The sequence below is a fragment of the Pontibacter roseus DSM 17521 genome (genome assembly GCF_000373265.1).
Lineage (GTDB): Bacteria > Bacteroidota > Bacteroidia > Cytophagales > Hymenobacteraceae > Pontibacter > Pontibacter roseus.
Window position 1 is genome coordinate 471,149 of sequence record NZ_KB890762.1, and the last position, 25,205, is coordinate 496,353.

The following is a 25,205-nucleotide window of genomic DNA, read 5'->3' on the forward strand; positions in this document are numbered from 1 at the left end:
GAGATGAAGGATAAGAGTAAGAAGAAAGAAGAACAACTAGCAGCAGACGCCGTGACAACCTCAGCCACCGATGTACAGGAAATAAGCAGCCTGGCAGAGGCCACCAAATCCACTGCAGCCGCGGAAGAGACAATACACCTTATCGTGTTCAAATTGGGTGCGGAGGAGTATGGCATCAAGATAGAGCAGGTGAAGGAAGTAACCGTGACGCCAAGCGTGACGCGTATGCCCCGCACACCTGATTTTATCAAAGGAGTTGCCAACATCCGGGGTGATATTATTGCCATCATGGATTTGGAGGAGCGCTTTGGTATACGCCCGGCACCCTTGACAAGTGACCAGAACCCTAATATCACCTATACCCTGGTGATTGAGGCAAGGGACTACAGCATCGGGGTGATTGTGCGTGAAGTGCCCCAGTCACTGAACCTCTCCATGGCCAAAATTGACAAGGCGCCTTCTTTTTTGCAGGACATCAACATCCACGCGAATTATATAGAAGGTATAGCCAAAGTGAACGAACGCCTGATTATCGTGCTGGACATGTACAAGATTCTGACACAGGATGAGATACAGGAGCTGAAAAGCTAGTTTTAGAATACATAAATAGAAGCTATACTATTATAAGGTATGAAAAGAATTCTGATTGTAGACGACTCCTTCTACATGCGCACTATGCTCAAGAACATGCTAACAGATGCAGGGTATGAGATAGTAGGCGAGGCTCCTAACGGACAAACTGCCCTTGAGCTGGCGAAAGAGACAAAGCCTGACTTGATAACTCTGGATGTTATCCTGCCTGACAACACAGGCCTGGATGTGCTGAAAGGTATAAAAGCCGAGCAGCCGGATATGAGAGTGATTATTGTGAGTGCTGTTGGCCAGGAGGTAATAGTGAATGAGGCGATGGAATACGGCGCCCTTTCCTACATTGTAAAGCCATTCTCAGAGGAGAAAGTATTGGAGGTTGTCAAAAAGGCACTCGAAGAGTAGTCTATACCTTTGTTAGTAGAAGTACGTTAGGGTTGTCGAGTTAGGGGGTGTACTTTGAAAGAGCAGAAGCATAAACTCAGGGTGCTGCTGGCAGAACGCTCCAGCTATGGTAGGTTAGTGCTTGAGGATATACTGAGTACTGAACCTGATATAGAGGTAGGCGGACTGGCAGTAGATGGCAATCAGTTGATGGAGCAACTTCAGTCACAGCATGTGGATGTGGTCCTCGCCTCGGCCAGCCTGCGGTACAACAAGCGTCTCTTCTCTTTTAAACGTGTTTTTAGCGAGCACCCAACGCCCATCATCATGTTGGTGGAAAGAGAAGAGCTGTCGCTGGACTTATTGCATGATGCGATTGATTTAGGGGTATATAGTGTGATTGTGAAGCCTGAGCCTCAATCCAGGCCAAATTACAGAGGTATAGCGGATGAGATAAGGGAAAAGGTGAGGGCGGTGCGCGAGTCGGAGTACTGGAATCCGGAAAAGCGGCTGCAAATGCTGGAGGAAGAGGTAAAGCTAGGACAATCTCCTTCGAAAAGGTCGCAATCACAAGCAGTAGATACGGTTGTGATTATAGGTGCCTCAACAGGAGGCACGCAAGCAGTGGAGGCAATAGTGAAACAGCTGGATGCTAAACTGAAGGCCTCTGTTCTGGTGGCGCTTCACTTGCCTGCTAACTTCACGTTAAGCTTTTCGAAGCGTCTGCAGGAATTGACAACACTGCAGGTGGTAGAAGGGCGAAGCGGTTTAGTGCCACAGCCCGGTAAAATCATAGTGGCTCCTGGCGGGCGAAACATGATTCTGCAGTCCTTCATGGGCAGTGCCAGCAACCTGAAAATAGGCTTCGCTGATGAGGCTGCTTCCGGTTACGACATGCCTTCAGTGGATTTACTCATGGAGTCAGTCGCTAAAAGTGGTATAAGACGCGTGATAGGTGTAGTATTGACCGGTATGGGAAAGGACGGCACGGCCGGAGCTGGAGCCATATTCAAGAGAACTGGTGGCCATGTTGTCGCTCAAAACGAAGAATCATCCGCCATTTTTGGAATGGCAAAGTCCGCCATAGAGAGCGGGTATACAAACACGGTGCTGCCACTTTCACAGATAGCATCCTATTTGAACAGGTATGTGGCAGAGCAGCAGGTCAGTTTGACTGACAGTGATACATGAAATCGAGAGAGCAGGAGTATAAAGAGATATTTATTGCGGAGGCGTTGGAGTATTTCGACGCCCTTAACAGGCTTATAAGCGAGCTGGAGAAAAGGCCACAGGACGATCAGGTACTGGCGGAGATTTTCCGTATGCTCCATAACCTGAAGGCCAATGCCAAGGCAATCGGCTACCTGCAAATCTCTGACTTGTCCCACAAGCTAGAAACCGCCTTCGGCCTGATTCGGAACAAAGAGCTCAGCTTCAGCGATGAAGTGGTGGGCGTGCTGTTTGACGGCATCGACATGCTGGGGGAGCTGATTGGCAATATTGATGGCGAGTTTCCTGTAGAGCCAGACCAGGTGCTGCTCCGCAATCTCGATATCATCGTGGACAGTCTCTCTGACAGCACCATTGAGCTGGCTAAGGTGCAGAAGTTCAGCACCTCCCGTAACCTTACCCTCTCTGACCTGATTTACATCCAAATCAGGAAGCTGGACCACCTTATGAATTTGGTAGGCGAGCTCATCATAGACCGTGACCGCATACTTTCACTCAGCCGCGAGTTGGACCACGATGAACTGAAGCAGGTGAGTTCCCACCTGTACCGGATTACCGAAGAACTGCAGTATAGCGTGATGGACGCCCGTTTGGTGAGCATCGGTACGCTATTCAATAAATTTCCGCGTGTGGTGCGTGATATTGCGAACGCCGAAAAGAAGGAAGTGGACCTGGAACTCTCCGGGCAGGACATCCAGATTGACAGGAACATCCTGCAAATCATGACGGATTCTTTGCTTCACCTGGTCCGTAATGCCATTACGCATGGTATTGAAAAGCCGGCAGAGCGCGAGAAGAGCGGGAAACCAAAAACCGGCAACCTGGAGCTTTCAGCCAGAAGCGACCGGGAAAGCGTAGTGATTACCTTGGCGGATGACGGAAAGGGCATCGACCTGAAGAAAGTGCGGAGTGCTGCCGTGCAGCAGCGGATGGTATCGGCTGATGTGGCGGAGGACCTACCAGACTCAGAAGTCTTTTCTTTTCTGTTTGAACCAGGCTTTTCAATGGCCAAGGAAGTCACAGAATTCTCGGGCCGGGGCGTAGGTTTGGATGTGGTGAAGAACGCCATAGATTCCATTGGAGGGCGCATTCGGGTAGAGTCGGAGAAGGGCAAAGGCACCACATTCACGCTGCAGCTGCCCACTTCCATTGCCGTGAAGGGAGCCCTGCTGTTTGAGGTGGATAGCATCTTCTACGCCATACCTTTGATACATACCGACTCGGTGGTGGCGCTGGATAAAGACGAACTACACGAAGTAAGCGATGTGCTCGTGGCAGACATCAAAGGAGAGACCGTGACGGTGGTATACCTGCACGAGCTCTTGAATACCGGGGAGCCTAACATGAGGCTTGGCGACAAGACACGCCTACAGGGGCAGGTACAGAACATCATCATTGTTTCGTACAACAACCGTAAGCTGGGCCTTATCGTGGACAAACTGTACAGGCAGCAAGACATAGTGGTGAAGCCACTTAGCAAGCCTTTGGATAGCATTGATTTATATGGCGGCGTGACGTTACTGGGTACCGGCAAGGTATGCCTGGTGCTCGATGTGCCGGCCATCACTAAATATTTCATAAGCAAAAGATAGGCAGTGGCGATGGACGATAAAACTATTAACACGACTACCATGATGGATACTCATGTAACGGAGTTAGAGAAAGACATTATCAAGGAGATACTGAATATAGGACTGGCACGGGCTGCTGATTCCTTTGCAGTGATAGCAAAAGATAAGGTGCTGCTGAAAGTCCCCGCCATACAGCTTATCGATGTAAAAGAGTTAATCTCGCTTGTCACCAAATATGAGGATACCCACCTGATCATCCAATCTGATATAAAAGGCGATTTCAATGGGGCCACACTCATGCTCTTTTCAGATGAACATGTGACCAAGCTCTCAGAGGTATGTCTGAGCATGTTGGATGTACGCAAGGGAGAACTGAACGTGATGCAGGAATCGCTGCTACTGGAAATCAGCAATATCATCACCGGGGCACTTGTCACGCAGCTGGCCAATATCCTGAAGAGCAACATTTACGGGTCACCCCCAAAGGCACCCAAAAGCCACATCGCCAACTCACTTAAAGACATTCTGGTGCAGCATCCGCTTTTCCAGCCGCTGGTCTTTACCGTCATCACCCAGTTCACGCATAACTCCAAAAATGTAGAGCTGCCGTTGCTGTTGTTCTTCGACACGACTACGCTCATCAAGATGCTGGACATCATCCGGACCTTCAGCACAGACAAAAACAACCTGATGGGGGAGGAATAGGCACCATCATTCGCTATACCTACCACTTGAAAAATAAGAGTACTGGTAAACTGATTTTCTTTACAGTTGTACGCTAACCTGTTCCTTTGCAGTAGCAGGAGGTAGGCTTATATGCTATACCTGTATGTCCTACTTAGGATATCCCTTCTCCTATACCTATGCCTGAGGCAGCCGAAAGCCTATTCCTTCCTGATTCTTATTCCTGCTATACCTTCCGGTCATTATTTGATTATATGTAACCTGGCTATACCTGCGCCGATAGCCGTTGCTATTCAGAGACGGCATACCCGTGTCTTTTTTAAACGCATTGGTTCACAGCTGTTTCGGCCTTGGACTCGTAGTTTATAATTTGATTATACTTTTAGATTTAGTTTTTTTGTCCCACAATACGATTTGAAACACTCATACCCCCTCAATGAACGCATTAGGAAGACACATTTTAGTTGAGTTCTACGACTGCTCCCCCGAGCTGATGAACGATGTAGTGCACATCGAAAACAGCATGGTGGCTGCAGCCGAGACTGCCGGTGCCACCGTCATCAACAGCACATTCCATCATTTTTCGCCCTATGGGGTGTCTGGTGTGGTGGTGATACAGGAGAGCCACCTGGCCATACATACTTGGCCGGAGTATGGCTACGCTGCGGTCGACCTCTTTACTTGTGGCGATTCGGTTGACCCGTGGGTGTCTTACATGTATCTCAAAGAGGCTTTCCAGTCAGGTCATGGCTCTTCCATGGAGCTGCGCAGAGGGCAATTGAGCCTGCTCAAGCGTACTGACTTCAATTTAGATGTGGTACGGGACGTGGCGCCAAAGACAATAGAGGCCGACGGCTCCATCACACGGGACGTCTGGTTCACGGAGCGAGACGAAAACATCGCGCTGTCGCTTAAACACACCGGTGACCAACTCTACAAAAAAGATTCGCCTTACCAGCGGGTAGAGGTATACGAGACGCTGGCTTATGGCAACATGCTGACGCTGGACGGTATGGTGATGTGCACCCAGAAGGACGAGTACGTGTACCATGAAATGATTACGCACGTGCCCATGTTCAGCAACCGCAACGCGAAGCGCGCGCTGGTGATTGGCGGAGGGGATGGTGGTACCGTACGGGAGCTGCTGCGCCATGAGCAATTGGAGGAAGTAACGCTGGTGGAGATTGATGAACTGGTGATAGAGGCGTGCAAACTGCACCTGCCTGAAACGGCTGTCGCCTTTGACAACCCGCGCCTCAACCTGCTGGTGGAAGACGGCATCAAGTATATCCGCGATTGTGCAGATGCGCAATATGACCTCATCATCGTAGATTCAGCCGATCCGGTAGGCCCGGGCGAGGGGTTGTTCACGGCGGAGTTCTACCAGGAGGTATACCGTTGCTTGACGAAAGATGGCGTCATGATTACGCAGAGTGAGTCGCCGCGATTCAACAGCGCCGTGTTTGTGGAGATTTACGACACCTATAAGAAGATTTTCGGTCGGGACAAAGTACACTGCTACCTGGCTGCTATACCTACCTACCCAACCGGCACCTGGAGTTTTTCCTACTCAGCCAAAGGAGATGCCCATCCGCTGCAGTTTGATAGAGAGGCCGCCGCTGCTTTCTCAAGGAACCAAGGATTGAAATATTACAACGAAGACATACATCTTGCTGCCTTTGCACTTCCAAATTTTGTGAAGGAGCTGCTCAATACTAACCCAAAAGACGTAACCGATGAATACTCCGCAGAGCCAACCAACTAACAGCAAGGAGCAGAAGATAGCCAATTTCGACCCGAATGGCGTAGGCGACGTGAATGGAGGTCTGTTCGGCTTGCCATTTACGATTGAGGAGGCAGAGGTAGTACTGATTCCTGTTCCTTGGGAGGTGACGGTATCCTACAGCGCAGGAACGGCCGCAGGTCCGCAGGCCATCGCTGATGCTTCGCCCCAACTCGACTTGTTTGACCCCGCCATACGGGATGCCTGGAAGCTAGGTATAGCCATGGAAGAGGTGTCCATGGATTGGGCTGCCACTAGCGAGCAGCTGCGACAGCGTGCCGAAAGTTACATTGAGTGGCTGGAGGAAGGAAGCCCTGAAACGGATGCAGCTGAATTCGCCAACGTGACAGAAGAAGTCAACCAAAAAGGCATGGAACTACTGCAGTGGTTGAAGGCCAAGGCCTCAGCCTATCTGGACCAGGGCAAAATGGTGGGTGTAGTTGGCGGAGACCACAGCACCCCACTGGGCCTCATGCATGCTTTGGCTGAGCGCCACGAAGAATACGGTATCCTGCAGATTGACGCCCACGCCGATTTACGTGTAGCCTATGAAGGCTTTCAATTCTCACACGCATCCATCATGTACAATGCCCTCCAGCTGCCGCAGGTGAAGAAGCTCGTGCAGGTGGGTATACGGGATTTGGCCCAGTCAGAGGCGGAGATGGCGGATCAATCCAACGGGCGGGTGACCGTTTTCTATGACAGCGTGCTGAAGGAGAACATGTACGAAGGCGACAGCTGGAAAAAAGAATGCAAGAAAATCATCGCGCAGCTTCCCCAGAAGGTATACATCAGCTTTGATATTGACGGCCTCGACCCGAAGCTTTGCCCGGCTACAGGTACGCCGGTTCCGGGCGGTCTGGAGTTTGAAGAAGCCATATACCTTATAAAAGCATTAGTGAGGTCTGGCAGGGAAATCATCGGGTTTGACCTGTGCGAGGTGGCGCCTGGCGACAGTGAGTGGAATGGCAATGTAGGGGCACGCCTGCTGTATAAACTGTGTAACTGGATGGCCGTGTCACAGAAGCGACTGGAAGCTTAATATTTTACCTTTATCGCTTTGATACCGTATAGCGTTGAATAAATACTTTAGCATCACTATATAGACAAAGTTATAATGGGACTTATTGTTAAAATTCTACTTACCGGAGTGGCGGCCCTGGCTGCTGCCTATCTTCTGCCAGGGGTTCAGATTGATGGATTTGTGTCAGCCTTGATTCTGGCTATCGTGCTGGCACTGCTCAATGCCATCGTGCGACCCATACTGGTGTTACTGACTATACCTGTCACGGTACTAACGCTGGGTTTGTTCCTGCTGGTCATCAATGCCGTCATCATTTTGCTGGCGGATAGCCTGATTGCCGGTTTCGATGTGGACGGTTTTCTGTGGGCGTTGATTTTCAGTCTGGTGCTGTCCATCATAGAGGGTATACTGGATTTGATTTTCTAGGAAAACCACTTAACGCAAGAGGCCCGAAGACTTTTACAGTCTTCGGGCCTCTTGCGTTTGCTGCTTATCGACCAGACATCCAAGCCTCACAGGCGTCGGCGCACTCGCGGCAGGCTTCGGCGCATTTTTGGCAATGGTCGTGGTCGTGCTTGCCGCACTCTTCTGCGCAAAGGCGACAAATCTCAATGCATTCCTTCATCACATGCTTGGCATGGGCAGAGTCGCGAGCAACGAAACGTGCTGTGAGGGCACAGATATCGGCACAGTCCCGGTCTAGCATGATGCAGCGCACCATCATTTTCACGTCATCTTCCTGCAGGCAGGCAGTGGCACAGGCCTCGCAGGCGGTGATACACTTGATGAGCACGTGCTCTAGTTCATTGGTTCTTTCAGATTTCATAGCTTATTGGGTTTTAGGTTATTATTCCTTAAAAGGTACGGGTGGGGCACCAGTTGGTTTGTCTGGCGCCTCATATGATGGTGATTCAGGAACCCATTTCACGTTTTTTATGGTTACCTTTGAGTAAGAATATACCTGCTATTTCAGCTAGAAATCACCCCATACAAAAGCATGAGCATAGGAATCAGAGAGGCACGCGAGGCGCTTAAACTTTACTTCGGATATGACCAGTTCCGGCCCATGCAGGAGCAGATTATCTCCGACATTTTACAAGGTAAGGACGTGTTGGTGCTGATGCCTACCGGAGGCGGCAAGTCTGTCTGCTACCAGGTGCCGGCAGTGGTGATGCCTGGATTGTGTGTGGTCGTTTCTCCGCTCATTGCCCTGATGAAGGATCAGGTAGAGGCTTTGCTTGTCAATGGCATACCTGCCGCCTACCTGAACAGCTCACAAAGTGCGGAGGAGCAATTCGAAATTGAGAACAAGTGCCTGAGCGGGGCCATGAAGCTGCTTTACGTTTCTCCGGAGAAACTACTTTCTGGTGGTTTCTTCTCTTTTCTGAAGCGCCTAAACATTTCGCTATTTGCCGTGGACGAGGCACACTGTATCTCTGCATGGGGGCATGATTTCCGTCCGGAGTACACACAGCTACGCGCCCTAAAGCAGCAGTTCCCGACTATACCTGTGGTGGCGCTCACAGCCACTGCAGACAGACTTACGCAAAAGGACATCCAGGACCAGCTTCAGTTGCGGCAGCCCGAGGTGTTTCTATCCTCTTTTGACCGGCCCAACATCAATCTGACGGTGTTGCCCGGGCAGAACCGACTCAAGAAAATCACGGATTTTTTGGAGCGCCACCACCGGCAACCTGGAATCATTTACTGCCTCAGCCGCAAGGCCACCGAAGATTTGGCCGCAAAACTAAAGCAGAACGGCTATAGCACCACCTATTACCATGCTGGTATGTCGTCTCAACTGCGCGCTAAGGCGCAGGAAGCCTTTCTGCGCGATGATGTACAGATTGTGTGTGCCACGATTGCCTTCGGTATGGGTATAGACAAGTCAAACGTGCGCTGGGTGATTCACTACAACCTCCCCAAGAACATTGAAAGCTATTACCAGGAGATAGGCCGCGCCGGCCGCGACGGTGCCAAATCAGAGGCTCTACTATTCTATAGTTTTGGCGATGTCATCAACCTGCGCACCATGCTCTCGGATAACGACAAAGCACAGGCGGCCGAGCTGCAGTTGGTGAAGCTCGAGCGCATGCAGCAGTTTGCAGAGGCTACTTTCTGCCGACGGCGCATCCTGTTGCAGTATTTTGGGGAGACCATGCAGAAGGATTGCGGCAACTGCGACATCTGCCGGAACCCGCCGACCAGCTTTGATGGGACACTGATTGTACAGAAAGCGCTTTCTGCCATTGCGCGCACACAAGAGCAAGTGAACATGGGGTTATTGGTGGATGTGCTGCGCGGCTCACGTAACAGTCAAGTGCTGTCTTCCGGCTATGACCGGATTAAGACCTACGGTGCCGGCAAAGAGATAGGCTCGCTGGATTGGCACCGCTACCTGCACCAGATGCTGAACGCCGGCCTTGTGGAGCTCGCCTATGACCAGAACTATACCTTGAAGCTGACGGATCAAAGTCGGCAGGTGCTATTTGAAGGCAGGCGTGTCAACCTGGTGAAATTTGAGGAGGTGAAACAGGCGGAGGAGCCACGACTTCGGGAGAAGCCGAAGCGCGAAATCATACGCGATGCGCTGTTTGATAAGCTCCGTGCGCTGCGCAAGAAACTGGCAGACGAGCTGAATGTGCCGCCATACGTCGTCTTCACCGACAGCACACTACAGGAGATGTCCACAGAGAAGCCCTCCAACAGGATAGCTATGTTGGCTATCAGCGGGGTGGGAGCACAGAAGTTTGAGCGGTATGGGCACGACTTCATCAATGAAATCATCGCTTTTGTGACGGAGGAGCAGGCCAAGGGCAGCACCATCAAAGGAGCCACACACTTGGTTACTTGGGAAGCTTACCAGAGAGGTTATTCGCCTGAGGAAATCGCACAACAGCGGAAATTGAACCCTATCACGGTTTACTCACATCTGGCCACGCTGCTAGAGCAGGGCTACGATGTGCCGGTAAAGGATTTCGTAACGAAGCGCGAGTACAATGCCATTGTGGAGGCCATTGAAACACTAGGACCTGACGCAAAGCTGAAGGACTTGTATGAGCACCTGGGGGAGCAGCATGAGTATTTCAAAATCAGGCTTTCGCTGGCCATGTACAAAAAGCAGTATGCCTGGTAACTGAAGGTATAGCAATAATTTCATACCTATAAAAAGAAGAAGGCCACCTCAACAGTGGCCTTCTTCTTTGATGCAATCTTATGTCTACTCAACACTTGCAATCGGGTCAGGAGAGGAGTCTTTGTCACCGGTCACAGTACCTTTCGAGTAAACAGTACCTCGCAATAGCAAGATGCCAGCCACGTGAGGGGCTGCAAAGGAGGTACCGTATTTACCCGATTTGAAGGTTCCGCCTAATACTGTTGTCGTTACATTCACACCTGGTGCAGCAAAGTCTACTGGGGCACCGTAGTTGGAGTTGGACCACAGGCGCTGGTACGAATCCATGGCAGAAATAGTGTAAACTCCTTCGGCATTAACGCGGGCAGGAGAGTTGTTACTGCAATCAACCGCACTGTTGCCGGACGCTATGGCAAACAAGATTCCTTTCGCAGCGGCTGCCCGCACGGCATCGTCCAAAATAGAAGAGACGCCACTACCCAGGCTCATGTTCACCACATCACCCGGTTTGCCGTTGTTGTTGACATAGTTCACTGCATTGATGGCACGCGAAAGGGTTCCGTAGCCGGTGTCATCAAACACGCGAAGGGCCACAATAGTAGCATTGGCAGCTACTCCAATCACACCGCTTCCGTTGTTTTTCGCAGCTATAAGGCCGGCAACCTCGGTTCCGTGTCCAAAACCATCTTCAATGGATGTGATGTTATAAATCATAGATTTGCTGCGCTCCAGGTCGATGTTCAGGTCTGGGTGGTCCGTGTCTATACCTGAGTCTACAATCCACACTGTCATGCCTGTGCCATCGCCATACCCTGTGGCGGCTACATTCCAAGATATGGTTTCACCAGGAAGGGGATTCAATTTTGCATAAGCAGGTTCAGCCGGTGCAGGCTCTGCTGGAGTAGGTTCTACTGGTACTGGTTCAGTTGGGGCTGGTTCGGCAGGTATAGGTTCAGTAGGAGCAGGGGCTGGTGCTGGTTCGGTAGGAGCCGGCACTACAGGCTCCTCTTCAATTGGATTTTCAACCTTTTGTTTGTCTTTACCTAGGCCTTTCCCATTACTAGACTTTGCTTTGTCTTTCCCCCCCGCATTGCTCTGGCCGTTCCCGGCGAAGGCAGGTTTAGAGAGCAGCAGCACACGGTCCTGCTCCACAAAGGCTACATCCGGGTGCAGGCGGACAGCATCCAACTGTTGTTTCGAAAGGCGGGCAGCAAAGCCGTTTACAACACCCGTATAGGACTGTTCTACTGCCGACACGTCTACGGCAGCTGCTTGCAACACCCGTTCACGCGTTGTTACGATTGCCTTTCGGCCTGCGGCTGATAGTTCCTGAATGTTGGTGGCACCTAGCTTGCCGCTGTTCTTGAACACCACTATGTACTGGCCAGGTATAGGTTGACCGTTCAAAGAAGAGGCTACGGCAAAAGGCTGCTGGAACTGCTCCTCCATGAGGTCTTCTTTCTGACATCCAGTCAAAAGCAATGCGCATGCAAGACCGGTCATAGCCTTGCGGAATGGGGTAAAGGTTGTAATCATAAGATAATAAAGTTGGAAATTGAAAAATATGACGTTAACCGCTCCAAAGGTCACTCTGAAGCGCTGAAAGAAGCAGTTGTAGGTAATTACTCAATTGTATAAAAGAGAGGAATCAAACTGTATTGGTGGCAGGTATGGTAAAGCAGGGAATAGTGTGTTTGCTCGAAAAGGACATGGCAAACACTTAAGCTATGCTAGTTGGAAAGATGGTAGAGGGTATTTATCATGCCGTAAAAGTTTGATTATTATACTGGTTTAAATATATATCAAAAATAAATACTGAGGTACAGTTTATTTATAAAAATTTGAATATATGATATTTTTAATAATTTGATTGGGAAAAGTTCTATTGTGAGGCATTGACATGAATTGGACTAAGGTATACTAACAGCAGTTATAGATATAATTGAAATCATAATAAAAGTGCTAACATAATTAGTAAATTACGTATACATTTAGTATATTTACAGAACTAAGTGATTGGAGCAGACCATTCACAATATCTTGAACTCTGAAATTTCAAAGTGGAAAAAGTAACATCTAACATAAGGCATTTGCGGAAAAGCGCAGGCTACACGCAAGCACAACTAGCAGAAAGGCTCGATATAAAGCGTTCGTTAGTAGGTGCTTATGAGGAGGGAAGGGCTGAACCCAAGCTTAGTACGCTTGTTAACGTAGCCAAACTCTTTGATATCTCCCTAGACGAACTTATTACCGCTGATTTGTCTGACTCTGCTTTCAAATCTGGCTCAGGCGCTTCCGCTGGTGGTAAACTTCGGGTGTTGGCCATCACCGTTGACCAGGAGGAGCGGGAAAATATTGAACTGGTTCCTCATAAGGCTAGTGCCGGTTACCTCAACGGGTATGCTGACCCAGAGTTCATAGAGGAGTTACCCCGTTTCCGTTTGCCTATGCTCGGGACAGGTGGTACCTATCGTGCCTTTGAAATTAGTGGTGACTCCATGTTACCTATTGTATCCGGCACTGTCATTGTGGGCCGTTTTGTAGAGGACTGGAGCCAACTGAAGGATGGTACCCCCTGTATTGTGGTAAGTGAGAAGGAGGGCGTAGTATTCAAACGTGTCTATAACAAGATGGAAGAGTCTTCTACGCTTCGCCTGCACTCCGACAACCCGGTATATACACCTTATGAGGTGCACCTAGAGGATGTGGTTGAGATTTGGGAAGCCAAATCCTACATCAGCTCCACTTTCCCCATTGCCGATTTGTCACTTGACAAACTCTCTTCCATTGTTCTGGACCTGCAGAAGGAAGTGCAGAAACTGAAGAAAGTTGACTAAGGTATACCGTAATCAATCACAAAACATCCTGCTCCCAAAAGGGCAGGATGTTTTGTTTTAAGGGTTGTGGCATTGCTTTCACTAACTAGATGTTCCTTTATGCGTAAAGGCTTAGCAGAACTATTTTTGAAAGGAATCTTATTGCACCAACTATACGATAAAGCGACATGATACGACTTATTACCGCTTCTGAGCGCCACCAGGCAGCCGTAGGTGACGGACTGAAATCACATTACCTGTTTTCCTTTGCAGAACACTACGACCCATCCAATATGGGCTTTGGGCCATTGAAGGTTTTCAACGAGGCTTACGTAGCACCAAAGTCAGGCTTTCCGACGCACCCGAATTCAGAAATGGAAGTCATCACGATTGTGCTGTCAGGTGAACTCACGCATAAAGACAATATTGGGAACCAGGCTACTGTTACTCCAGGTCAGGTGCAGCGCGTAACAGCTGGAACAGGTATAACGCACTCCGAAAGCAACGAGACTGATGAAGAGGTTCACTTGCTGCAACTTTGGTTTATCCCGAACAAGCGGGAGTTGGCACCATCTTATGAAGTGATGCACATTGATTTTCTGGATGAGAAAAACAAGTTGGTGCCGCTCGTGACTGGGCAGAAGGTGTTAGAGGATGTCGCTTTTCTGAATTCCAATTCCACTGTTTACTACGGAAGGCTGGAACAAGGAGAGGAGATAGATTTCCGCACATTCAAAATCAGGAAAGCCCTCCTATACCTACTGGATGGTAGCCTTTTGGTGAATAATGTCGAAGCTGATAAGGGAGACCAGGTACGGCTAGAGGACCAGGATGTCATTTCCATTAGGGCTACATCCGGAGCCTCCTTTGTGCTGGTTGATGTGCCGGCGCTGGAGGTGAACTATTAGAATCCCAGTCGTATAGAAGAGGCTCAATTACTCATAAACGAAGAGGCGGCGCGGATTGATTCAGCGCCGCCTCTTCTTCTTTTAAGCATCCTTAGTATTAGATGGTGTACTTTCTGCCTTTGTTCTGCTGCTTCAGGTAGTCCATCAGGGGCTGGAAATATTCGACCATGGCACGGGCACTCAATTCCTCACCTGTTTTCTCCTTTAGCATCTCTCGCCAGTCTGCAGACGCCCCCGGATACATGATGTCACGCAAGAAGCTGCCCACTTCCTTGCTGCCATAGTAGTTGGTGGCGTGCGGGTCCTGCTTCAAGATGTTCTTAGCGATGTGGTCGTGTAGCTGGAACAGTATGACGTAAGACATGGCATAATCATAGTACTGCGCTGGGTCATCGTTGATGTGTGTCTTAGTGGTCGCATCGGTGTATTGCTCTCCACGCTGTGCTGGGGGCTCAATTCCCTGGTATTTCTTCACCAGTTCCCACCAGCGCTGGTTCAGTTGGTCGGCGGGCAGATTCTTAGCGTAAAAATCATGCTCCCATTCGCTCATCACACCCGATGCAAACGGAATGAATACCACATAGCTGAGTGCTTCCTTCAAAAGTGTCTGTACTTCGTCTGTTTTCGCGTTCTTGTCTACCAGATTCAGACTGGCCAGGAAGGGCTTCTGCATGGCAGCCAAGCCCATTAGACTCCCGATGGCTTCATGGTATGCGCGGTTGGCACCTCCACGAAGCAGCACCGGCACATCAGGGTTGGTATAGGTCATGTAATAGTAGATGTGCCCCAACTCATGGTGCGTGGTTTCATACCATTCGGCATTTGGCTCAACGCTCATGAGGCAGCGCACGTCGTGCTCCAAGTCCATGTGCCAGGCCGAGGCGTGGTTGTTCTTTTTATAACCAGCGTTTGGCGGGAGCGGGTATAGGCTGGACTTCTCGTAGAAGGATTGCGGCAGCTGCGGAAATCCTAGGCTCATGTAAAAGCGCTCTGCCTGCTTCACCTGCCACTCGGCTCCCTTAGGTTTCAAGGCGGCTTCCAGGTTAAGCCCCTTCACCTCGGTCATGGCGCTCCAGTCCTGGCCCCATCGGTTAGGTAGCCAATGCGCCGGCAGATTGTCAGGCACCTGCTTCACGCCATACTGCTTGGCCAGTTCGTAGCGTGCATAGGTATGTAGCTCACGGTATAGCGGGCGTAGTTCCTCGTTTATCTTCTGCATTAGCTGCATCATCTCCTCGCGGGACATGTCATAATCTGAAGCCTGGTAGCTGAAGTAATCGTCGTAGCCGAGGCTTTGCACGGTCTTGTTGCGCAGGTCGCGCAGGTTCAGTATACCTTCACGCAAATTCTTACCTACCTCTTTGCTGGCATTCCAGGCAACCAAACGTTTCTGCACGTTCTTCTCTGAGCGGAGGATGTTATCGATGTCATTGGTGGTAACTGACTTGCCTGCGAGTTTGTAGTCGAAACCGTATAGTTTCTCTGTCTGCTCCGTATCAGCCTTGATGCGCGCGCGCACCAGGTCAGGCACGGTCTGGGGGTTGTTGGCAGCCGCGTAAAGAACGGCCTCTAACTGCTTCACTTGCAGGTCAGTCAGCTGGCCTTTCTGCTCCATGAGTGCACGTGCCTTTTCAATGTTCTCCACACTGCCGGTGAAAGCGGCTAGCGCTTCGTTCGCACGGCGTGTCGCCACGGCATTGGTGGTATCCCCCTCCACAATCCGCGTGTTGGATTGCCACTCCGCCTCAGCAGATGCCGTGTAAAGCTGCTGGAAGCGTTTGGAGTAACTGTCCAGGAATGCCTGTGCCTCCTGTTGCGGATTTGCTTCAGCTGCTGGTGTAGCCGTGGCTGTCTCAGAAGAGGTGTCGGTTCCGGTGGCTGCCGGCTGCTGACTGGTGCAGGAGAAAAGCAGGGCCGCTGCCAGGCCTGAGAAAATGACTTTTTTCATAAGGTATAGGAATTGTTTCCTGCACGCAGGAAATCTTGTTTATTTGTTTCCAGTACCTTTAACGTGCTATACCTAAAATGTTACAAACAGGACAGTTGATGGCAGCACTTTAAAGCTTTCGTCTAAGCAGATGGAAAGATTTCGCTCAAGGCTTTGCAGTGCCTTAGTTCAAATCCTTGGGATAGGATGTTTCAGCATCAAGGGAAACCTGTGCTTCCTGAAGTAGATTCTCATCCAGCGTTTTGCTTGTCTTGGCACCGAGTTCTTTCAGAATCTCTACCTTTCGGATGAGGTTGCCTTTGCCTTCGGTGAGTTTGTTCATGGCCGCGTTGTAAGCGCTTTGGCTACTGTCCATGTGTCTCCCAATGGTTTTGAGGTCTTCTACAAACCCGACGAACTTGTCATAGAGTTTTCCGCTCTCCTCCGCGATGCGAATCACGTTGCGTTTCTGGTCTTCCTGTCGCCATACGCCAGCCACCGTGCGAAGCGTAGCCAGTAGGGTAGAGGTAGTCACCAGCACGATGTTCTTGTCAAAGGCATCGGTGAAGATGTCATGGTCGTGCTGCAAAGCTAGGTTGAAGGCAGGCTCAATGGGAATGTACATCATCACGAAATCAGGGGAGTTGAGTCCGCTGAGGCGATGGTAATTCTTTCGGCCTAAATCGGTGAAGTGAGTACGAATGGAGGTGATGTGGCTCCGCAGATAAGTTTCCATTTGGGCATCGTCCTCGCAACTGCAGTAGGCTTCATAGGCGACTAGCGAAAGCTTAGAGTCGATAACGAGGTGTTTTGAGTCTGGTAGGCGCACGATAACGTCAGGTCGGTATACCTTGCTCTCATCGTTTTGCCGTACTTCCTCACGCTCGTAATGCACTCCTTTGCGCAATCCGGATTTCTCCAGCAGGCTTTCCAGCAGGTACTCGCCCCAGTTGCCCTGTGTTTTACTTTCGCCTTTGAGCGCCTTGGTCAGGTTGAGGGCATCCTGGCTCATCTGTTGATTGAGGGAGGCCAGTTGTGTAATCTGCTCCTTTAGAGAGACGCTCTCCTTCAGGGTTTTCTCATACGTCATGTCAACCTTGGCTTCAAACTCTTTGATGCGCTCCTTGAGCGGGGAGAGGATGCGTTCCAGGTTCTCGGAGGAGGATTTGTTGAAATGCTCCGCGTTGTTCATCAGCACCTGGTTGGAGATGCTCTGGAACTGCTGCAGGAATTTCTCGCGAAGCTGCTCCAATTCTTGCGCCTGCTCCTGCATGCGATTGCGCAGGTGCTCGTAGTCTGACTCCACTTTGGTGAGTGCGTTGGTCAGGTCCAGCGTTTCGGTTTGCGCATCGCGGAGTTGTCGTTTCAGCTGTTCAGCTTCCTCGGCTTTGATTCTGGCCTGCCCCTCCAGCACGCCCTGCGTTACGGCAGCCTGGTTGGCTGTTTGTTCCAAGGCACTCATCTTCCCCTTCAGCAGGAGAAAGGCCACTACCAGTCCTCCCAAGAATGCAGCTATACCTACGATTATCTCCATACAGTAAAGGTATTGTTTTTTAGCAATCCAAACCAGATGCTAATGGAATTAGTTTTAGAGCGTGTAGGAAAAGAAGAAACCCCGTGGAGGCAACGTTATTTTACTCCTTCCCACTCAGTGAAGAACTGCTTTAGGAAATCCTCCATGAACTGATGGCGGCCTGCAGCCATGGCGCGAGCTGTTGGAGTATGGAGACGGTCTTTGAGCAGGAGCAGCTTCTCGTAGAAGTGGTTGATGGTAGGGCCGGTGCTGGATTTGTAAGACTCAAAGCTGTCGTGATGTACAGGGGAAATGTCTGGGTTGTGAAGCTCCCGGCCTTTGTGTCCGCCGTAGGCAAAGGCGCGAGCTATACCTATCGCCCCGATGGCGTCAAGCCGGTCGGCGTCCTGCACAATGCGTCCCTCTAAGGTATGCATGGCTGAGGAGGTGCCAGCACCTTTGTAAGATAAGTCATTGATGATGGTGCAAATATGCTGTATTGTTTCTTCTTCTACTTCAATGCTTTCCAACCACTCGCGCACGAGCCGAGGCCCTACTGTTTCATCGCCGTTATGGAACTTATGGTCACCGATATCGTGCAGAAGCGCCGCCAGCTCTACTGTGTATAAATTCGCTCCATTTTCTTTAGAGGCGATGTGCTGGGCATTTTTCCATACCCTATAGATGTGCCACCAATCATGACCTGAGCCTTCGCCGCTGAGGATTCCCTTCACATGCTCAACAGTAGTTGCAATGACCTCCGTTTGCCGAGGTGTCCTTTTAAGTTGATTATTCATGCGCCAAAGCTCCTGAATAATTCCGATTGGAACAACGTATGGTTACCCGAATTCCATGGTTTGAACTGTCACAATGCCGTTCAATTTGATGTTGTGTAGCAATTCCTCTTCTAGCATGGCAGCCCAGGTATTCAGGTATAGCACGACATCATCCCGAACGTTGTGCTTCAGGTAACGCTTGTCCTCCGGGAGCGCCTCCACCACCTGCGGATGGGATAGCCGCTCCAGGTGCGTCAGGTCATCCGTCGTCAACCCGAATGATAGCATCTGGTCGATGATTTGGTCCAGTGGCAGACCGCTTTGGGGGCAGTAATCCCGGAGCTGTTCACGCCAATCGCCGTGGCGCCACATGGCGGCACCGTGAATCTGCCCTTTGGAATACTGTGTCAGGGTCTGGGCTAGGTGGCCGCAGTTACAGCTCCCCATATGTCCCCACTGGTAAGTATCTCCCTTTGCCAAACGACGGGCTGTCTGACGAATGGCCTCTACCAACTGCACTGAACTTCTTGCCATATTTTCAAGTGATTATTTCTTTAATTATAAGCTAAAATACCTAGTAAATGTTTATTGATGTCGTCTGCTTCCTTTAATGCCAACTGCATCTTGTGCACCTTTTATAATGCTCAGCGGTTTATATTAGTCGTATACGTATTCTACTTTTAGGTGCGGACTTCTCACTTTGTTTGATTGGCTGTTCACATGCATCTTTTCAATGTAATTTCCTATACAGCGGATGCAAAACAGGGTGAGCGGTGAAGAAGGAATCAACTTAATATTCGGTAACTATTACTCGCTTAGCGTCAACATCAGCTGCTCGTAAAGGACAGGCCGATTGTGCCTAACACGTTATTTATATAAGCCATGCCAATGGTGCTCTGGTGATTTTTTAGGACGATTTTTCAGGGCAACATGACCGTCAGTGTGACTGCAGCAATACCTAGCCCTTCAGTTTTATATAAAAAAGTTTTAATATAAATCGGCTTCAGGTAAACCAAGCCCTCATTTCTGGCGTAAGCAGCGGCGTAGGGTTTGATTAACACATGATGCAGCATGGCCTTCTGCTTGCTGTTTAATTGTACTTCTTAAACTTAAACTGTTATAGGTATAAAAGCCTTCCTAGTCCAATGTGTTGAAGCTTGTGTGTGACAATTTTCGACATATTTTAACTTAACCGCTAACTTTGAGTTCGATTTACTTGATTCAATTAGATACTAGTAGTAGCATTAATGAAAAAAAATTCTAGAATATACATTGCCGGACATCGGGGTATGGTGGGATCCGCCATCAAGCGCCGCTTGGAAGCTTCCGGTTATACACACCTCATCACCCGTACCTCATCGGAGTTGGATTTGCGCAACCAACAGGCTGTGCTGGACTTCTTTGAGGCAGAGCAACCAGAATTCGTTTTCCTGGCAGCAGCAAAAGTGGGTGGCATCCAAGCTAACAACACCTATAGGGCAGAGTTCCTCTATGACAACCTGATGATGGAGTCCAACGTCATTCATGCGGCCTACCTGAACGGTGTAGAGAAACTGATGTTCCTGGGTTCGTCCTGTATCTATCCGAAAATGGCGCCGCAGCCTCTCAAGGAGGAGTACCTGCTGACAGGTGCTCTGGAGCCAACCAACGAGCCATATGCGATTGCCAAAATTGCGGGTATTAAATTATGTGAAGCCTACCGCGACCAGTATGGAAGCAATTTCATCAGTGTGATGCCCACCAACCTATATGGGTACAACGATAACTACGACCTGAACAACTCGCACGTGCTGCCGGCGCTCATCCGAAAGATTCATGAGGCAAAAGACAACGGAGCAGCCACTGTTACCGTATGGGGCACAGGAAAGCCTCGACGTGAGTTTTTATTTGCCGACGACCTGGCCGAAGCCTGCGTATACCTGATGCAGGAGTACAATGGACGCGAACTCGTGAACGTGGGCACTGGGGAGGATGTCTCCGTTGAAGAACTGGCGCTTTTGATTAAAGACGTTATCGGATTTGAAGGGGAACTGGTTTTTGATACCTCTAAGCCGGATGGTACACCCCGTAAACTGATGGACGTCTCCAAACTCCACAGTCTGGGATTCCGACATAAAATAGAGCTACGAGAAGGTATAGCATTGGCCTACGCCGACTTCAAGAATAAATACATGATGGCCTAAGGCTGGCAATACATTCATTTCTGACAGTGCCATACTCACGAAGGTTGTTCCTGCACAGGCATTGTTTGACACGAGAACCCATAAACCAATCGAATAATATAATTTAAGTATACAAAATGAAGACAGCCCTTATCACTGGCGTAACCGGACAGGATGGCGCATATTTAGCTGAACTACTGCTGAGCAAAGGATACAAGGTACATGGCGTGAAGCGTCGCAGCTCCATGTTCAACACAGAACGCATTGACCACCTCTACCAGGACCCGCACGAGAAGAACATCAACTTCAAGCTGCATTACGGCGACCTGACCGACTCGACCAACCTGATTCGCATTATCCAGGAGACACAGCCTGACGAGATATACAACCTGGCCGCCATGAGCCACGTGAAGGTGAGCTTCGACACACCTGAGTACACGGCCAATGCCGATGGACTGGGCACGCTGCGCATTCTGGAGGCCATCCGTATCCTGGGACTGACGAAAAAGACTAGAATATACCAAGCTTCTACCTCAGAGCTCTATGGCTTGGTGCAGGCTGTGCCGCAGACGGAAACCACACCGTTCTACCCACGCTCTCCCTACGCGGTGGCCAAACTCTACGCCTACTGGATTACGGTGAACTACCGTGAGGCCTACGGCATGTTCGCCTGCAACGGCATCCTCTTCAACCACGAGTCTCCGCTCCGTGGCGAGACCTTCGTGACCCGCAAAATCACCCGCGCTGCCGCCCGTATTGCCATGGGGCTTCAGGATGGCCTGTACTTGGGTAACCTGGACGCCAAGCGCGACTGGGGCCATGCCAAGGACTATGTGGAGGCCATGTGGCGCATCCTGCAGCAGGACGAGCCGGAGGACTTCGTGATTGCCACAGGCGTGACTACTACAGTGCGCGACTTCATCCGCATGGCCTTTGGACACGTGGGCATCGAGCTTGAGTTCAGGGGCGAGGGCGTAGACGAGAAAGGATACGTAATCGCTTGCAACAACCCGGAGTACCAGTTGGAGATTGGCAAAGAGGTGGTGTGTGTGGACCCGAACTACTTCCGCCCGACGGAGGTGGAGCTGCTGATAGGCGACGCCACTAAGTCGAAGGAGAAGCTGGGATGGACGCCGAAATACGACCTTCAGGCCCTGGTGACCGATATGATGCAGCACGACATCGAGCTCTTCAAGCGCGACACCTACCTGATGGAAGGCGGTCACCGCATCCTCAACTATCACGAATAATATCAGATAGCAAAAACCTGAAATGGCAGCCTTACGAAAGTAGAGCTGCCATTTTTGTTTAGAGGAGTTCTCGGAGGTATAGGTATAGGTATAGGTATAGGTATAGGTATAGGTATAGGTATAGGTATAGGTATAGGTATAGGTATAGGTATAGGTATAGGTATAGAAAGGGGGGAGGCTATAAACGCAAAAAGCCCTTGAATTCTCAAGAGCTTTTTAAGCGGTCTGGACGGGACTCGAACCCGCGACCTCCGCCGTGACAGGGCGGCATTCTAACCAACTGAACTACCAGACCAATACTTTGTGATATAGAGCCGTGTGCTCTTTCTTACTAAAACCGCAGTTTTGTGCTGCGGTCTGGACGGGACTCGAACCCGCGACCTCCGCCGTGACAGGGCGGCATTCTAACCAACTGAACTACCAGACCTTTCTGTTTTCTCTAACGCTTTCCGTTAAAGTGATACAAATGTAGAGGGTTATTTTCGATTCTGCAATAGGAGGGCCGCTTTTTGGGCTTATATTTTCGGCGCCAAAATGTAACGGGCTCAAAACCAAATATTTTATTTTTAGAATAAAGGATAAATTTTTCGGTTTAGCTGCAGCATTTGCGGAAACTGTTAAATTTGTGTCAGAATTAGCGACAACGACTATGCTTTTGGACTTTGAACAACCCATTGCGGCCCTGGAAGGCAAACTGCAGGAAATGAAAAAGCTGGCCAGCGAAAGCCAGGTGGACGTTTCGGAGGCAGTGAAGGCACTGGAAGAGAAGATAAAAATCCTGAAAAAGGAAACCTATGCCAACCTTACCCGCTGGCAGCGTGTGCAACTCTCCCGTCATCCAGACAGACCCTATACCTTGGATTACATTGAAGGGCTTACCAACAAGTTTGTGGAGTTGCACGGTGACCGCACCGTGAGCGACGACAAAGCGATGGTTGGAGGTTTTGGTGAGGTGGAGGGCCGCAGCATCATGTTCATTGGCCAGCAGAAAGGCCGCAACACCAAGCAGCGGCAAATGCGCAACTTTGGTATGGCCAACCCGGAAGGCTATCGTAAGGCGCTCCGCCTGATGAAGATGGCTGAGAAGTTTGGAAAGCCTATCGTGACCTTCATCGACACGCCAGGCGCTTTCCCTGGACTGGAGGCTGAAGAGCGAGGACAAGGAGAAGCCATAGCACGGAATCTGAAAGAGATGTTCATGCTGAAAGTGCCCGTTATCTGCATTATCATCGGAGAGGGAGCCTCAGGCGGTGCGTTGGGTATTGCCATAGGAGACCGTGTCATGATGCTGGAGAACACCTGGTATTCGGTTATTTCTCCAGAATCCTGCTCCTCAATATTGTGGCGCAGCTGGAACTACAAAGAGCAGGCGGCGGAGGCGCTCAAACTCACGGCTACCGACATGCTGCAGCACAAACTCATTGACGGCATCATCAAAGAGCCTCTTGGAGGTGCCCACACGGAACCGCAGCGCATGATGCGCACCCTGAAGAAGGAGATTATCCGAATGCTGGACGAACTGGAAGCTATACCTGCAGAGGAACGCATCATGCAGCGCATCGATAAATTTTCTGCCATGGGCGTGGTGCTGGAGGGTTAACCGTCAAAAGAATAAACTGGATGAGTGGCAGTAAAGGGATATAACCTTTGCTGCCACTTTTCTTTTTGTTTAACTTAAACCCGTAGGTAGTATAGAGTTAAGGCAAGAGGCTCATCAAGTGTAACTTTGAAAACCTGATGGCCGCAACATGTAAATCATAAAACGATAAAAATCTCATGAAGCTACACGTAATCGATACAGGTTTTTTCAAATTAGATGGTGGTGCCATGTTTGGGGTGGTGCCTAAAACCCTGTGGCAGCGCACCAACCCTGCCGATGATAACAACCTGTGCACGTGGGCCATGCGCTGCCTGCTCATTGAAGACGGCAACCGCCTCATCCTGATTGACAACGGTATAGGTGACAAGCAGGATGCCCGGTTTTTCAGCCATTACTACCTGCACGGCGACGCCACCTTGGAGAAGTCACTAAGAGCAGCAGGCTTCTCTTTTGCTGATGTGACGGATGTTTTCCTGACGCACCTGCACTTTGACCATTGCGGCGGTGGCGTGAGGTACAAGGATGGCAACGGAGCCTTGGAGTTGGTGTTTCCAAATGCCACCTACTGGTCCAACGAGGACCACTGGAAGTGGGCGACAGAGCCTAACGCTAGAGAAAAAGCCTCTTTCCTGAAGGAGAACATCCTGCCCATGCAGGAAAGTGGGCATCTGAAATATGTACAACCTAGCCAGCCTTCACCGTTCTCGCAATTCGATATCTTTTATGCGGATGGGCACACGGATAAGATGATGGTGCCCGTCATACCGTATAAAGGACGTAAAGTGGCCTTCATGGCTGACCTCCTTCCTTCTACAGGCCATATACCGTTACCGTATGTTATGGGCTATGATACCCGCCCCTTGCTCACCTTAGACGAAAAAGCCCGGTTTCTGCAACAGGCTGCCGATGAGCAGTATGTGCTATACCTGGAGCACGATTCCGTAAATGAGTGCTGTACGGTGCAACATACCGAGAAGGGCATTCGTTTAGGAGAGACATTTTCACTAAACGAACTTTAACAGCATGCGGGTTGGACTGGCGCTGTCGGGGGGAGCTGCCAGAGGTATAGCTCATCTGGGCGTACTGAAGGCATTTGACGAGATAGGGATAAAACCAACCATCATATCGGGGGTCAGTTCCGGCGCCATAGCCGGGGTGTTTTATGCAGCAGGCTTTTCTCCAGACGATATACTGAAGCTCATCAAAGAGCTGAGGCTGTACCGCGTCATGCGGTTGGCTATCGGGCAGGTGGGTATACTCCATCTGGATGCGGTAGAAAGATTATTTCACAGATACCTAGGCGCAGACGCTACGTTTGAGGATTTAGGTATACCTGTCATCATCAGTGCCACAGATATGAATGAGGGCGTAACAGCCTACTTTCGCAGCGGCGACTTGATTAAACCCTTGCTGGCTTCCTGTGCCGTACCTGTATTATACCGTCCTGTGTCCATCAACGGCATGCTGCTGAACGACGGTGGGCTGTTGAACAACATGCCTATAGACCCGCTTAAAGGAAACTGTGACATAAAAATAGGAGTCCATTCCAACCCAGTGAACCACCAGGCGCGCATTACCACGCTACGCAGCATGGTGGAGCGCACGCTACATCTGGCCATCAACAACAACGTAAAGCTCCGCATGCACCAGTGTGACTTTTTTCTGGAGCCACAGGACCTGAAATACTACCGCCTCATGAGCTTTGGGAAGGCCGATGAGATATTCGATATAGGTTACCGTTATACCTTGAGTCTCAAAGAAAAACTCTTAAAACTTGTTCTGAAAAATCAGAATTTCTAGTTACTTTTATCCAAAATATAATTACTTTAGTGTAAGCCTATATAGATATCAAT

The 25,205-nt window shown here is 50.0% G+C and carries 23 protein-coding genes and 2 tRNA genes; 17 read left to right on the forward strand and 8 right to left on the reverse strand.

Annotated features, from left to right (window positions below):
- The first annotated feature begins 3 nt into the window (after positions 1 to 3).
- The 8 genes from B051_RS0108615 to B051_RS0108650 all read left to right on the forward strand — a co-directional run bounded on the left by B051_RS0108615 (position 4) and on the right by B051_RS0108650 (position 7,690).
- On the forward strand, positions 4 to 591 hold the full coding sequence (locus tag B051_RS0108615) for a chemotaxis protein CheW (protein WP_018477792.1): 588 nt from the start codon (positions 4 to 6) through the stop codon (positions 589 to 591).
- A gap of 39 nt (positions 592 to 630) precedes the next feature.
- The gene (locus tag B051_RS0108620) at positions 631 to 993 is read left to right on the forward strand and encodes a response regulator (RefSeq protein WP_018477793.1); all 363 of its coding nucleotides are present in this window, start codon (positions 631 to 633) and stop codon (positions 991 to 993) included.
- A 54-nt stretch (positions 994 to 1,047) separates the two neighbouring features.
- Positions 1,048 to 2,163, forward strand: coding sequence for a chemotaxis protein CheB (locus B051_RS0108625; protein ID WP_018477794.1), 1,116 nt, complete (start codon positions 1,048 to 1,050; stop codon positions 2,161 to 2,163).
- Positions 2,160 to 3,794, forward strand: a complete 1,635-nt coding sequence (locus B051_RS0108630; RefSeq protein ID WP_018477795.1) for a chemotaxis protein CheA — start codon at positions 2,160 to 2,162, stop codon at positions 3,792 to 3,794. The genes B051_RS0108625 and B051_RS0108630 overlap by 4 nt, the downstream gene beginning before the upstream one ends.
- A gap of 39 nt (positions 3,795 to 3,833) precedes the next feature.
- On the forward strand, positions 3,834 to 4,478 hold the full coding sequence (locus B051_RS0108635; protein ID WP_018477796.1) for a chemotaxis protein CheC: 645 nt from the start codon (positions 3,834 to 3,836) through the stop codon (positions 4,476 to 4,478).
- Between the two features lie 415 nt (positions 4,479 to 4,893).
- Positions 4,894 to 6,222: a polyamine aminopropyltransferase gene (speE, locus tag B051_RS0108640; protein ID WP_018477797.1), complete on the forward strand. Its 1,329-nt coding sequence runs from the start codon at positions 4,894 to 4,896 to the stop codon at positions 6,220 to 6,222.
- A complete protein-coding gene (locus tag B051_RS0108645) occupies positions 6,194 to 7,282 on the forward strand; it encodes an agmatinase family protein (protein ID WP_018477798.1) in 1,089 nt (362 codons plus the stop codon). The genes speE and B051_RS0108645 overlap by 29 nt, the downstream gene beginning before the upstream one ends.
- A gap of 75 nt (positions 7,283 to 7,357) precedes the next feature.
- Positions 7,358 to 7,690: a phage holin family protein gene (locus B051_RS0108650; RefSeq protein ID WP_018477799.1), complete on the forward strand. Its 333-nt coding sequence runs from the start codon at positions 7,358 to 7,360 to the stop codon at positions 7,688 to 7,690.
- A gap of 64 nt (positions 7,691 to 7,754) precedes the next feature.
- Here B051_RS0108650 and B051_RS0108655 read toward each other — a convergent pair whose 3' ends face one another.
- On the reverse strand, positions 7,755 to 8,090 hold the full coding sequence (locus tag B051_RS0108655; RefSeq protein WP_018477800.1) for a four-helix bundle copper-binding protein: 336 nt from the start codon (positions 8,088 to 8,090) through the stop codon (positions 7,755 to 7,757).
- Positions 8,091 to 8,261: 171 nt separating this feature from the next.
- Here B051_RS0108655 and recQ point away from each other — a divergent pair, with 171 nt between their 5' ends.
- Positions 8,262 to 10,400 carry a DNA helicase RecQ gene (recQ, locus tag B051_RS0108660; protein WP_018477801.1) on the forward strand — a complete coding sequence of 713 codons (2,139 nt, stop codon included), beginning with the start codon at positions 8,262 to 8,264 and terminating at the stop codon, positions 10,398 to 10,400.
- 84 nt (positions 10,401 to 10,484) lie between these two features.
- Here the strand turns inward: recQ and B051_RS0108665 are convergent, their stop codons facing one another.
- The gene (locus tag B051_RS0108665) at positions 10,485 to 11,936 is read right to left on the reverse strand and encodes a S8 family serine peptidase (RefSeq protein ID WP_026236279.1); all 1,452 of its coding nucleotides are present in this window, start codon (positions 11,934 to 11,936) and stop codon (positions 10,485 to 10,487) included.
- Between the two features lie 524 nt (positions 11,937 to 12,460).
- Here B051_RS0108665 and B051_RS0108670 point away from each other — a divergent pair.
- Positions 12,461 to 13,237, forward strand: a complete 777-nt coding sequence (locus tag B051_RS0108670) for an XRE family transcriptional regulator (RefSeq protein ID WP_026236280.1) — start codon at positions 12,461 to 12,463, stop codon at positions 13,235 to 13,237.
- A 167-nt stretch (positions 13,238 to 13,404) separates the two neighbouring features.
- Entirely contained in the window at positions 13,405 to 14,124 is a 720-nt protein-coding gene (locus tag B051_RS0108675) for a pirin family protein (RefSeq protein ID WP_018477804.1), read from the forward strand.
- A 97-nt stretch (positions 14,125 to 14,221) separates the two neighbouring features.
- On the opposite strand, the gene B051_RS0108680 is transcribed toward B051_RS0108675, so the two are convergent.
- The 4 genes from B051_RS0108680 to B051_RS0108695 all read right to left on the reverse strand — a co-directional run bounded on the left by B051_RS0108680 (position 14,222) and on the right by B051_RS0108695 (position 18,874).
- Positions 14,222 to 16,072, reverse strand: coding sequence for a M2 family metallopeptidase (locus B051_RS0108680; protein WP_018477805.1), 1,851 nt, complete (start codon positions 16,070 to 16,072; stop codon positions 14,222 to 14,224).
- A gap of 163 nt (positions 16,073 to 16,235) precedes the next feature.
- Positions 16,236 to 17,585 (reverse strand): DNA recombination protein RmuC, encoded by a 1,350-nt coding sequence (gene rmuC / locus B051_RS0108685; protein ID WP_018477806.1) that lies wholly within the window; start codon positions 17,583 to 17,585, stop codon positions 16,236 to 16,238.
- A 95-nt stretch (positions 17,586 to 17,680) separates the two neighbouring features.
- Positions 17,681 to 18,298, reverse strand: coding sequence for an HD domain-containing protein (locus B051_RS0108690; protein WP_018477807.1), 618 nt, complete (start codon positions 18,296 to 18,298; stop codon positions 17,681 to 17,683).
- A 105-nt stretch (positions 18,299 to 18,403) separates the two neighbouring features.
- On the reverse strand, positions 18,404 to 18,874 hold the full coding sequence (locus B051_RS0108695; RefSeq protein ID WP_033316766.1) for a hypothetical protein: 471 nt from the start codon (positions 18,872 to 18,874) through the stop codon (positions 18,404 to 18,406).
- Positions 18,875 to 19,587: 713 nt separating this feature from the next.
- On the opposite strand from B051_RS0108695, the gene fcl reads away from it, so the two are divergent.
- From fcl to B051_RS22415, 3 genes are all read left to right on the forward strand, one after another.
- Positions 19,588 to 20,523: a GDP-L-fucose synthase gene (gene fcl / locus B051_RS0108705; protein WP_018477810.1), complete on the forward strand. Its 936-nt coding sequence runs from the start codon at positions 19,588 to 19,590 to the stop codon at positions 20,521 to 20,523.
- Positions 20,524 to 20,639: 116 nt separating this feature from the next.
- Entirely contained in the window at positions 20,640 to 21,752 is a 1,113-nt protein-coding gene (gmd, locus tag B051_RS0108710) for a GDP-mannose 4,6-dehydratase (RefSeq protein ID WP_018477811.1), read from the forward strand.
- A gap of 54 nt (positions 21,753 to 21,806) precedes the next feature.
- Positions 21,807 to 21,953, forward strand: a complete 147-nt coding sequence (locus B051_RS22415; protein ID WP_157578708.1) for a hypothetical protein — start codon at positions 21,807 to 21,809, stop codon at positions 21,951 to 21,953.
- Positions 21,954 to 21,973: 20 nt separating this feature from the next.
- Here the strand turns inward: B051_RS22415 and B051_RS0108715 are convergent.
- Both B051_RS0108715 and B051_RS0108720 read right to left on the reverse strand, forming a co-directional pair.
- Positions 21,974 to 22,047: transfer RNA gene (locus B051_RS0108715), tRNA-Asp, on the reverse strand.
- A gap of 58 nt (positions 22,048 to 22,105) precedes the next feature.
- Positions 22,106 to 22,179: transfer RNA gene (locus B051_RS0108720), tRNA-Asp, on the reverse strand.
- A 222-nt stretch (positions 22,180 to 22,401) separates the two neighbouring features.
- Here B051_RS0108720 and B051_RS0108725 point away from each other — a divergent pair.
- The 3 genes from B051_RS0108725 to B051_RS0108735 all read left to right on the forward strand — a co-directional run bounded on the left by B051_RS0108725 (position 22,402) and on the right by B051_RS0108735 (position 25,152).
- Positions 22,402 to 23,352, forward strand: a complete 951-nt coding sequence (locus tag B051_RS0108725) for an acetyl-CoA carboxylase carboxyltransferase subunit alpha (protein ID WP_018477812.1) — start codon at positions 22,402 to 22,404, stop codon at positions 23,350 to 23,352.
- 176 nt (positions 23,353 to 23,528) lie between these two features.
- Positions 23,529 to 24,371, forward strand: coding sequence for an MBL fold metallo-hydrolase (locus B051_RS0108730; RefSeq protein WP_018477813.1), 843 nt, complete (start codon positions 23,529 to 23,531; stop codon positions 24,369 to 24,371).
- Positions 24,372 to 24,375: 4 nt separating this feature from the next.
- Positions 24,376 to 25,152: a patatin-like phospholipase family protein gene (locus B051_RS0108735; RefSeq protein ID WP_018477814.1), complete on the forward strand. Its 777-nt coding sequence runs from the start codon at positions 24,376 to 24,378 to the stop codon at positions 25,150 to 25,152.
- Positions 25,153 to 25,205 lie beyond the last annotated feature (53 nt).

Excerpts from the sequence above, each read along its gene's own strand:
- B051_RS0108615 (WP_018477792.1), top strand. The coding sequence starts at position 4 with ATGAAGGATAAGAGTAAGAAGAAAGAAGAACAACTAGCAGCAGACGCC.
- B051_RS0108620 (WP_018477793.1), top strand. The coding sequence starts at position 631 with ATGAAAAGAATTCTGATTGTAGACGACTCCTTCTACATGCGCACTATG.
- B051_RS0108630 (WP_018477795.1), top strand. The coding sequence starts at position 2,160 with ATGAAATCGAGAGAGCAGGAGTATAAAGAGATATTTATTGCGGAGGCG.
- B051_RS0108635 (WP_018477796.1), top strand. The coding sequence starts at position 3,834 with ATGATGGATACTCATGTAACGGAGTTAGAGAAAGACATTATCAAGGAG.
- speE (WP_018477797.1), top strand. The coding sequence starts at position 4,894 with ATGAACGCATTAGGAAGACACATTTTAGTTGAGTTCTACGACTGCTCC.
- B051_RS0108645 (WP_018477798.1), top strand. The coding sequence starts at position 6,194 with ATGAATACTCCGCAGAGCCAACCAACTAACAGCAAGGAGCAGAAGATA.
- B051_RS0108650 (WP_018477799.1), top strand. The coding sequence starts at position 7,358 with ATGGGACTTATTGTTAAAATTCTACTTACCGGAGTGGCGGCCCTGGCT.
- B051_RS0108655 (WP_018477800.1), bottom strand. The coding sequence starts at position 8,090 with ATGAAATCTGAAAGAACCAATGAACTAGAGCACGTGCTCATCAAGTGT.
- recQ (WP_018477801.1), top strand. The coding sequence starts at position 8,262 with ATGAGCATAGGAATCAGAGAGGCACGCGAGGCGCTTAAACTTTACTTC.
- B051_RS0108665 (WP_026236279.1), bottom strand. The coding sequence starts at position 11,936 with ATGATTACAACCTTTACCCCATTCCGCAAGGCTATGACCGGTCTTGCA.
- B051_RS0108675 (WP_018477804.1), top strand. The coding sequence starts at position 13,405 with ATGATACGACTTATTACCGCTTCTGAGCGCCACCAGGCAGCCGTAGGT.
- B051_RS0108680 (WP_018477805.1), bottom strand. The coding sequence starts at position 16,072 with ATGAAAAAAGTCATTTTCTCAGGCCTGGCAGCGGCCCTGCTTTTCTCC.
- rmuC (WP_018477806.1), bottom strand. The coding sequence starts at position 17,585 with ATGGAGATAATCGTAGGTATAGCTGCATTCTTGGGAGGACTGGTAGTG.
- B051_RS0108695 (WP_033316766.1), bottom strand. The coding sequence starts at position 18,874 with ATGGCAAGAAGTTCAGTGCAGTTGGTAGAGGCCATTCGTCAGACAGCC.
- fcl (WP_018477810.1), top strand. The coding sequence starts at position 19,588 with ATGAAAAAAAATTCTAGAATATACATTGCCGGACATCGGGGTATGGTG.
- gmd (WP_018477811.1), top strand. The coding sequence starts at position 20,640 with ATGAAGACAGCCCTTATCACTGGCGTAACCGGACAGGATGGCGCATAT.
- B051_RS0108725 (WP_018477812.1), top strand. The coding sequence starts at position 22,402 with ATGCTTTTGGACTTTGAACAACCCATTGCGGCCCTGGAAGGCAAACTG.
- B051_RS0108730 (WP_018477813.1), top strand. The coding sequence starts at position 23,529 with ATGAAGCTACACGTAATCGATACAGGTTTTTTCAAATTAGATGGTGGT.
- B051_RS0108735 (WP_018477814.1), top strand. The coding sequence starts at position 24,376 with ATGCGGGTTGGACTGGCGCTGTCGGGGGGAGCTGCCAGAGGTATAGCT.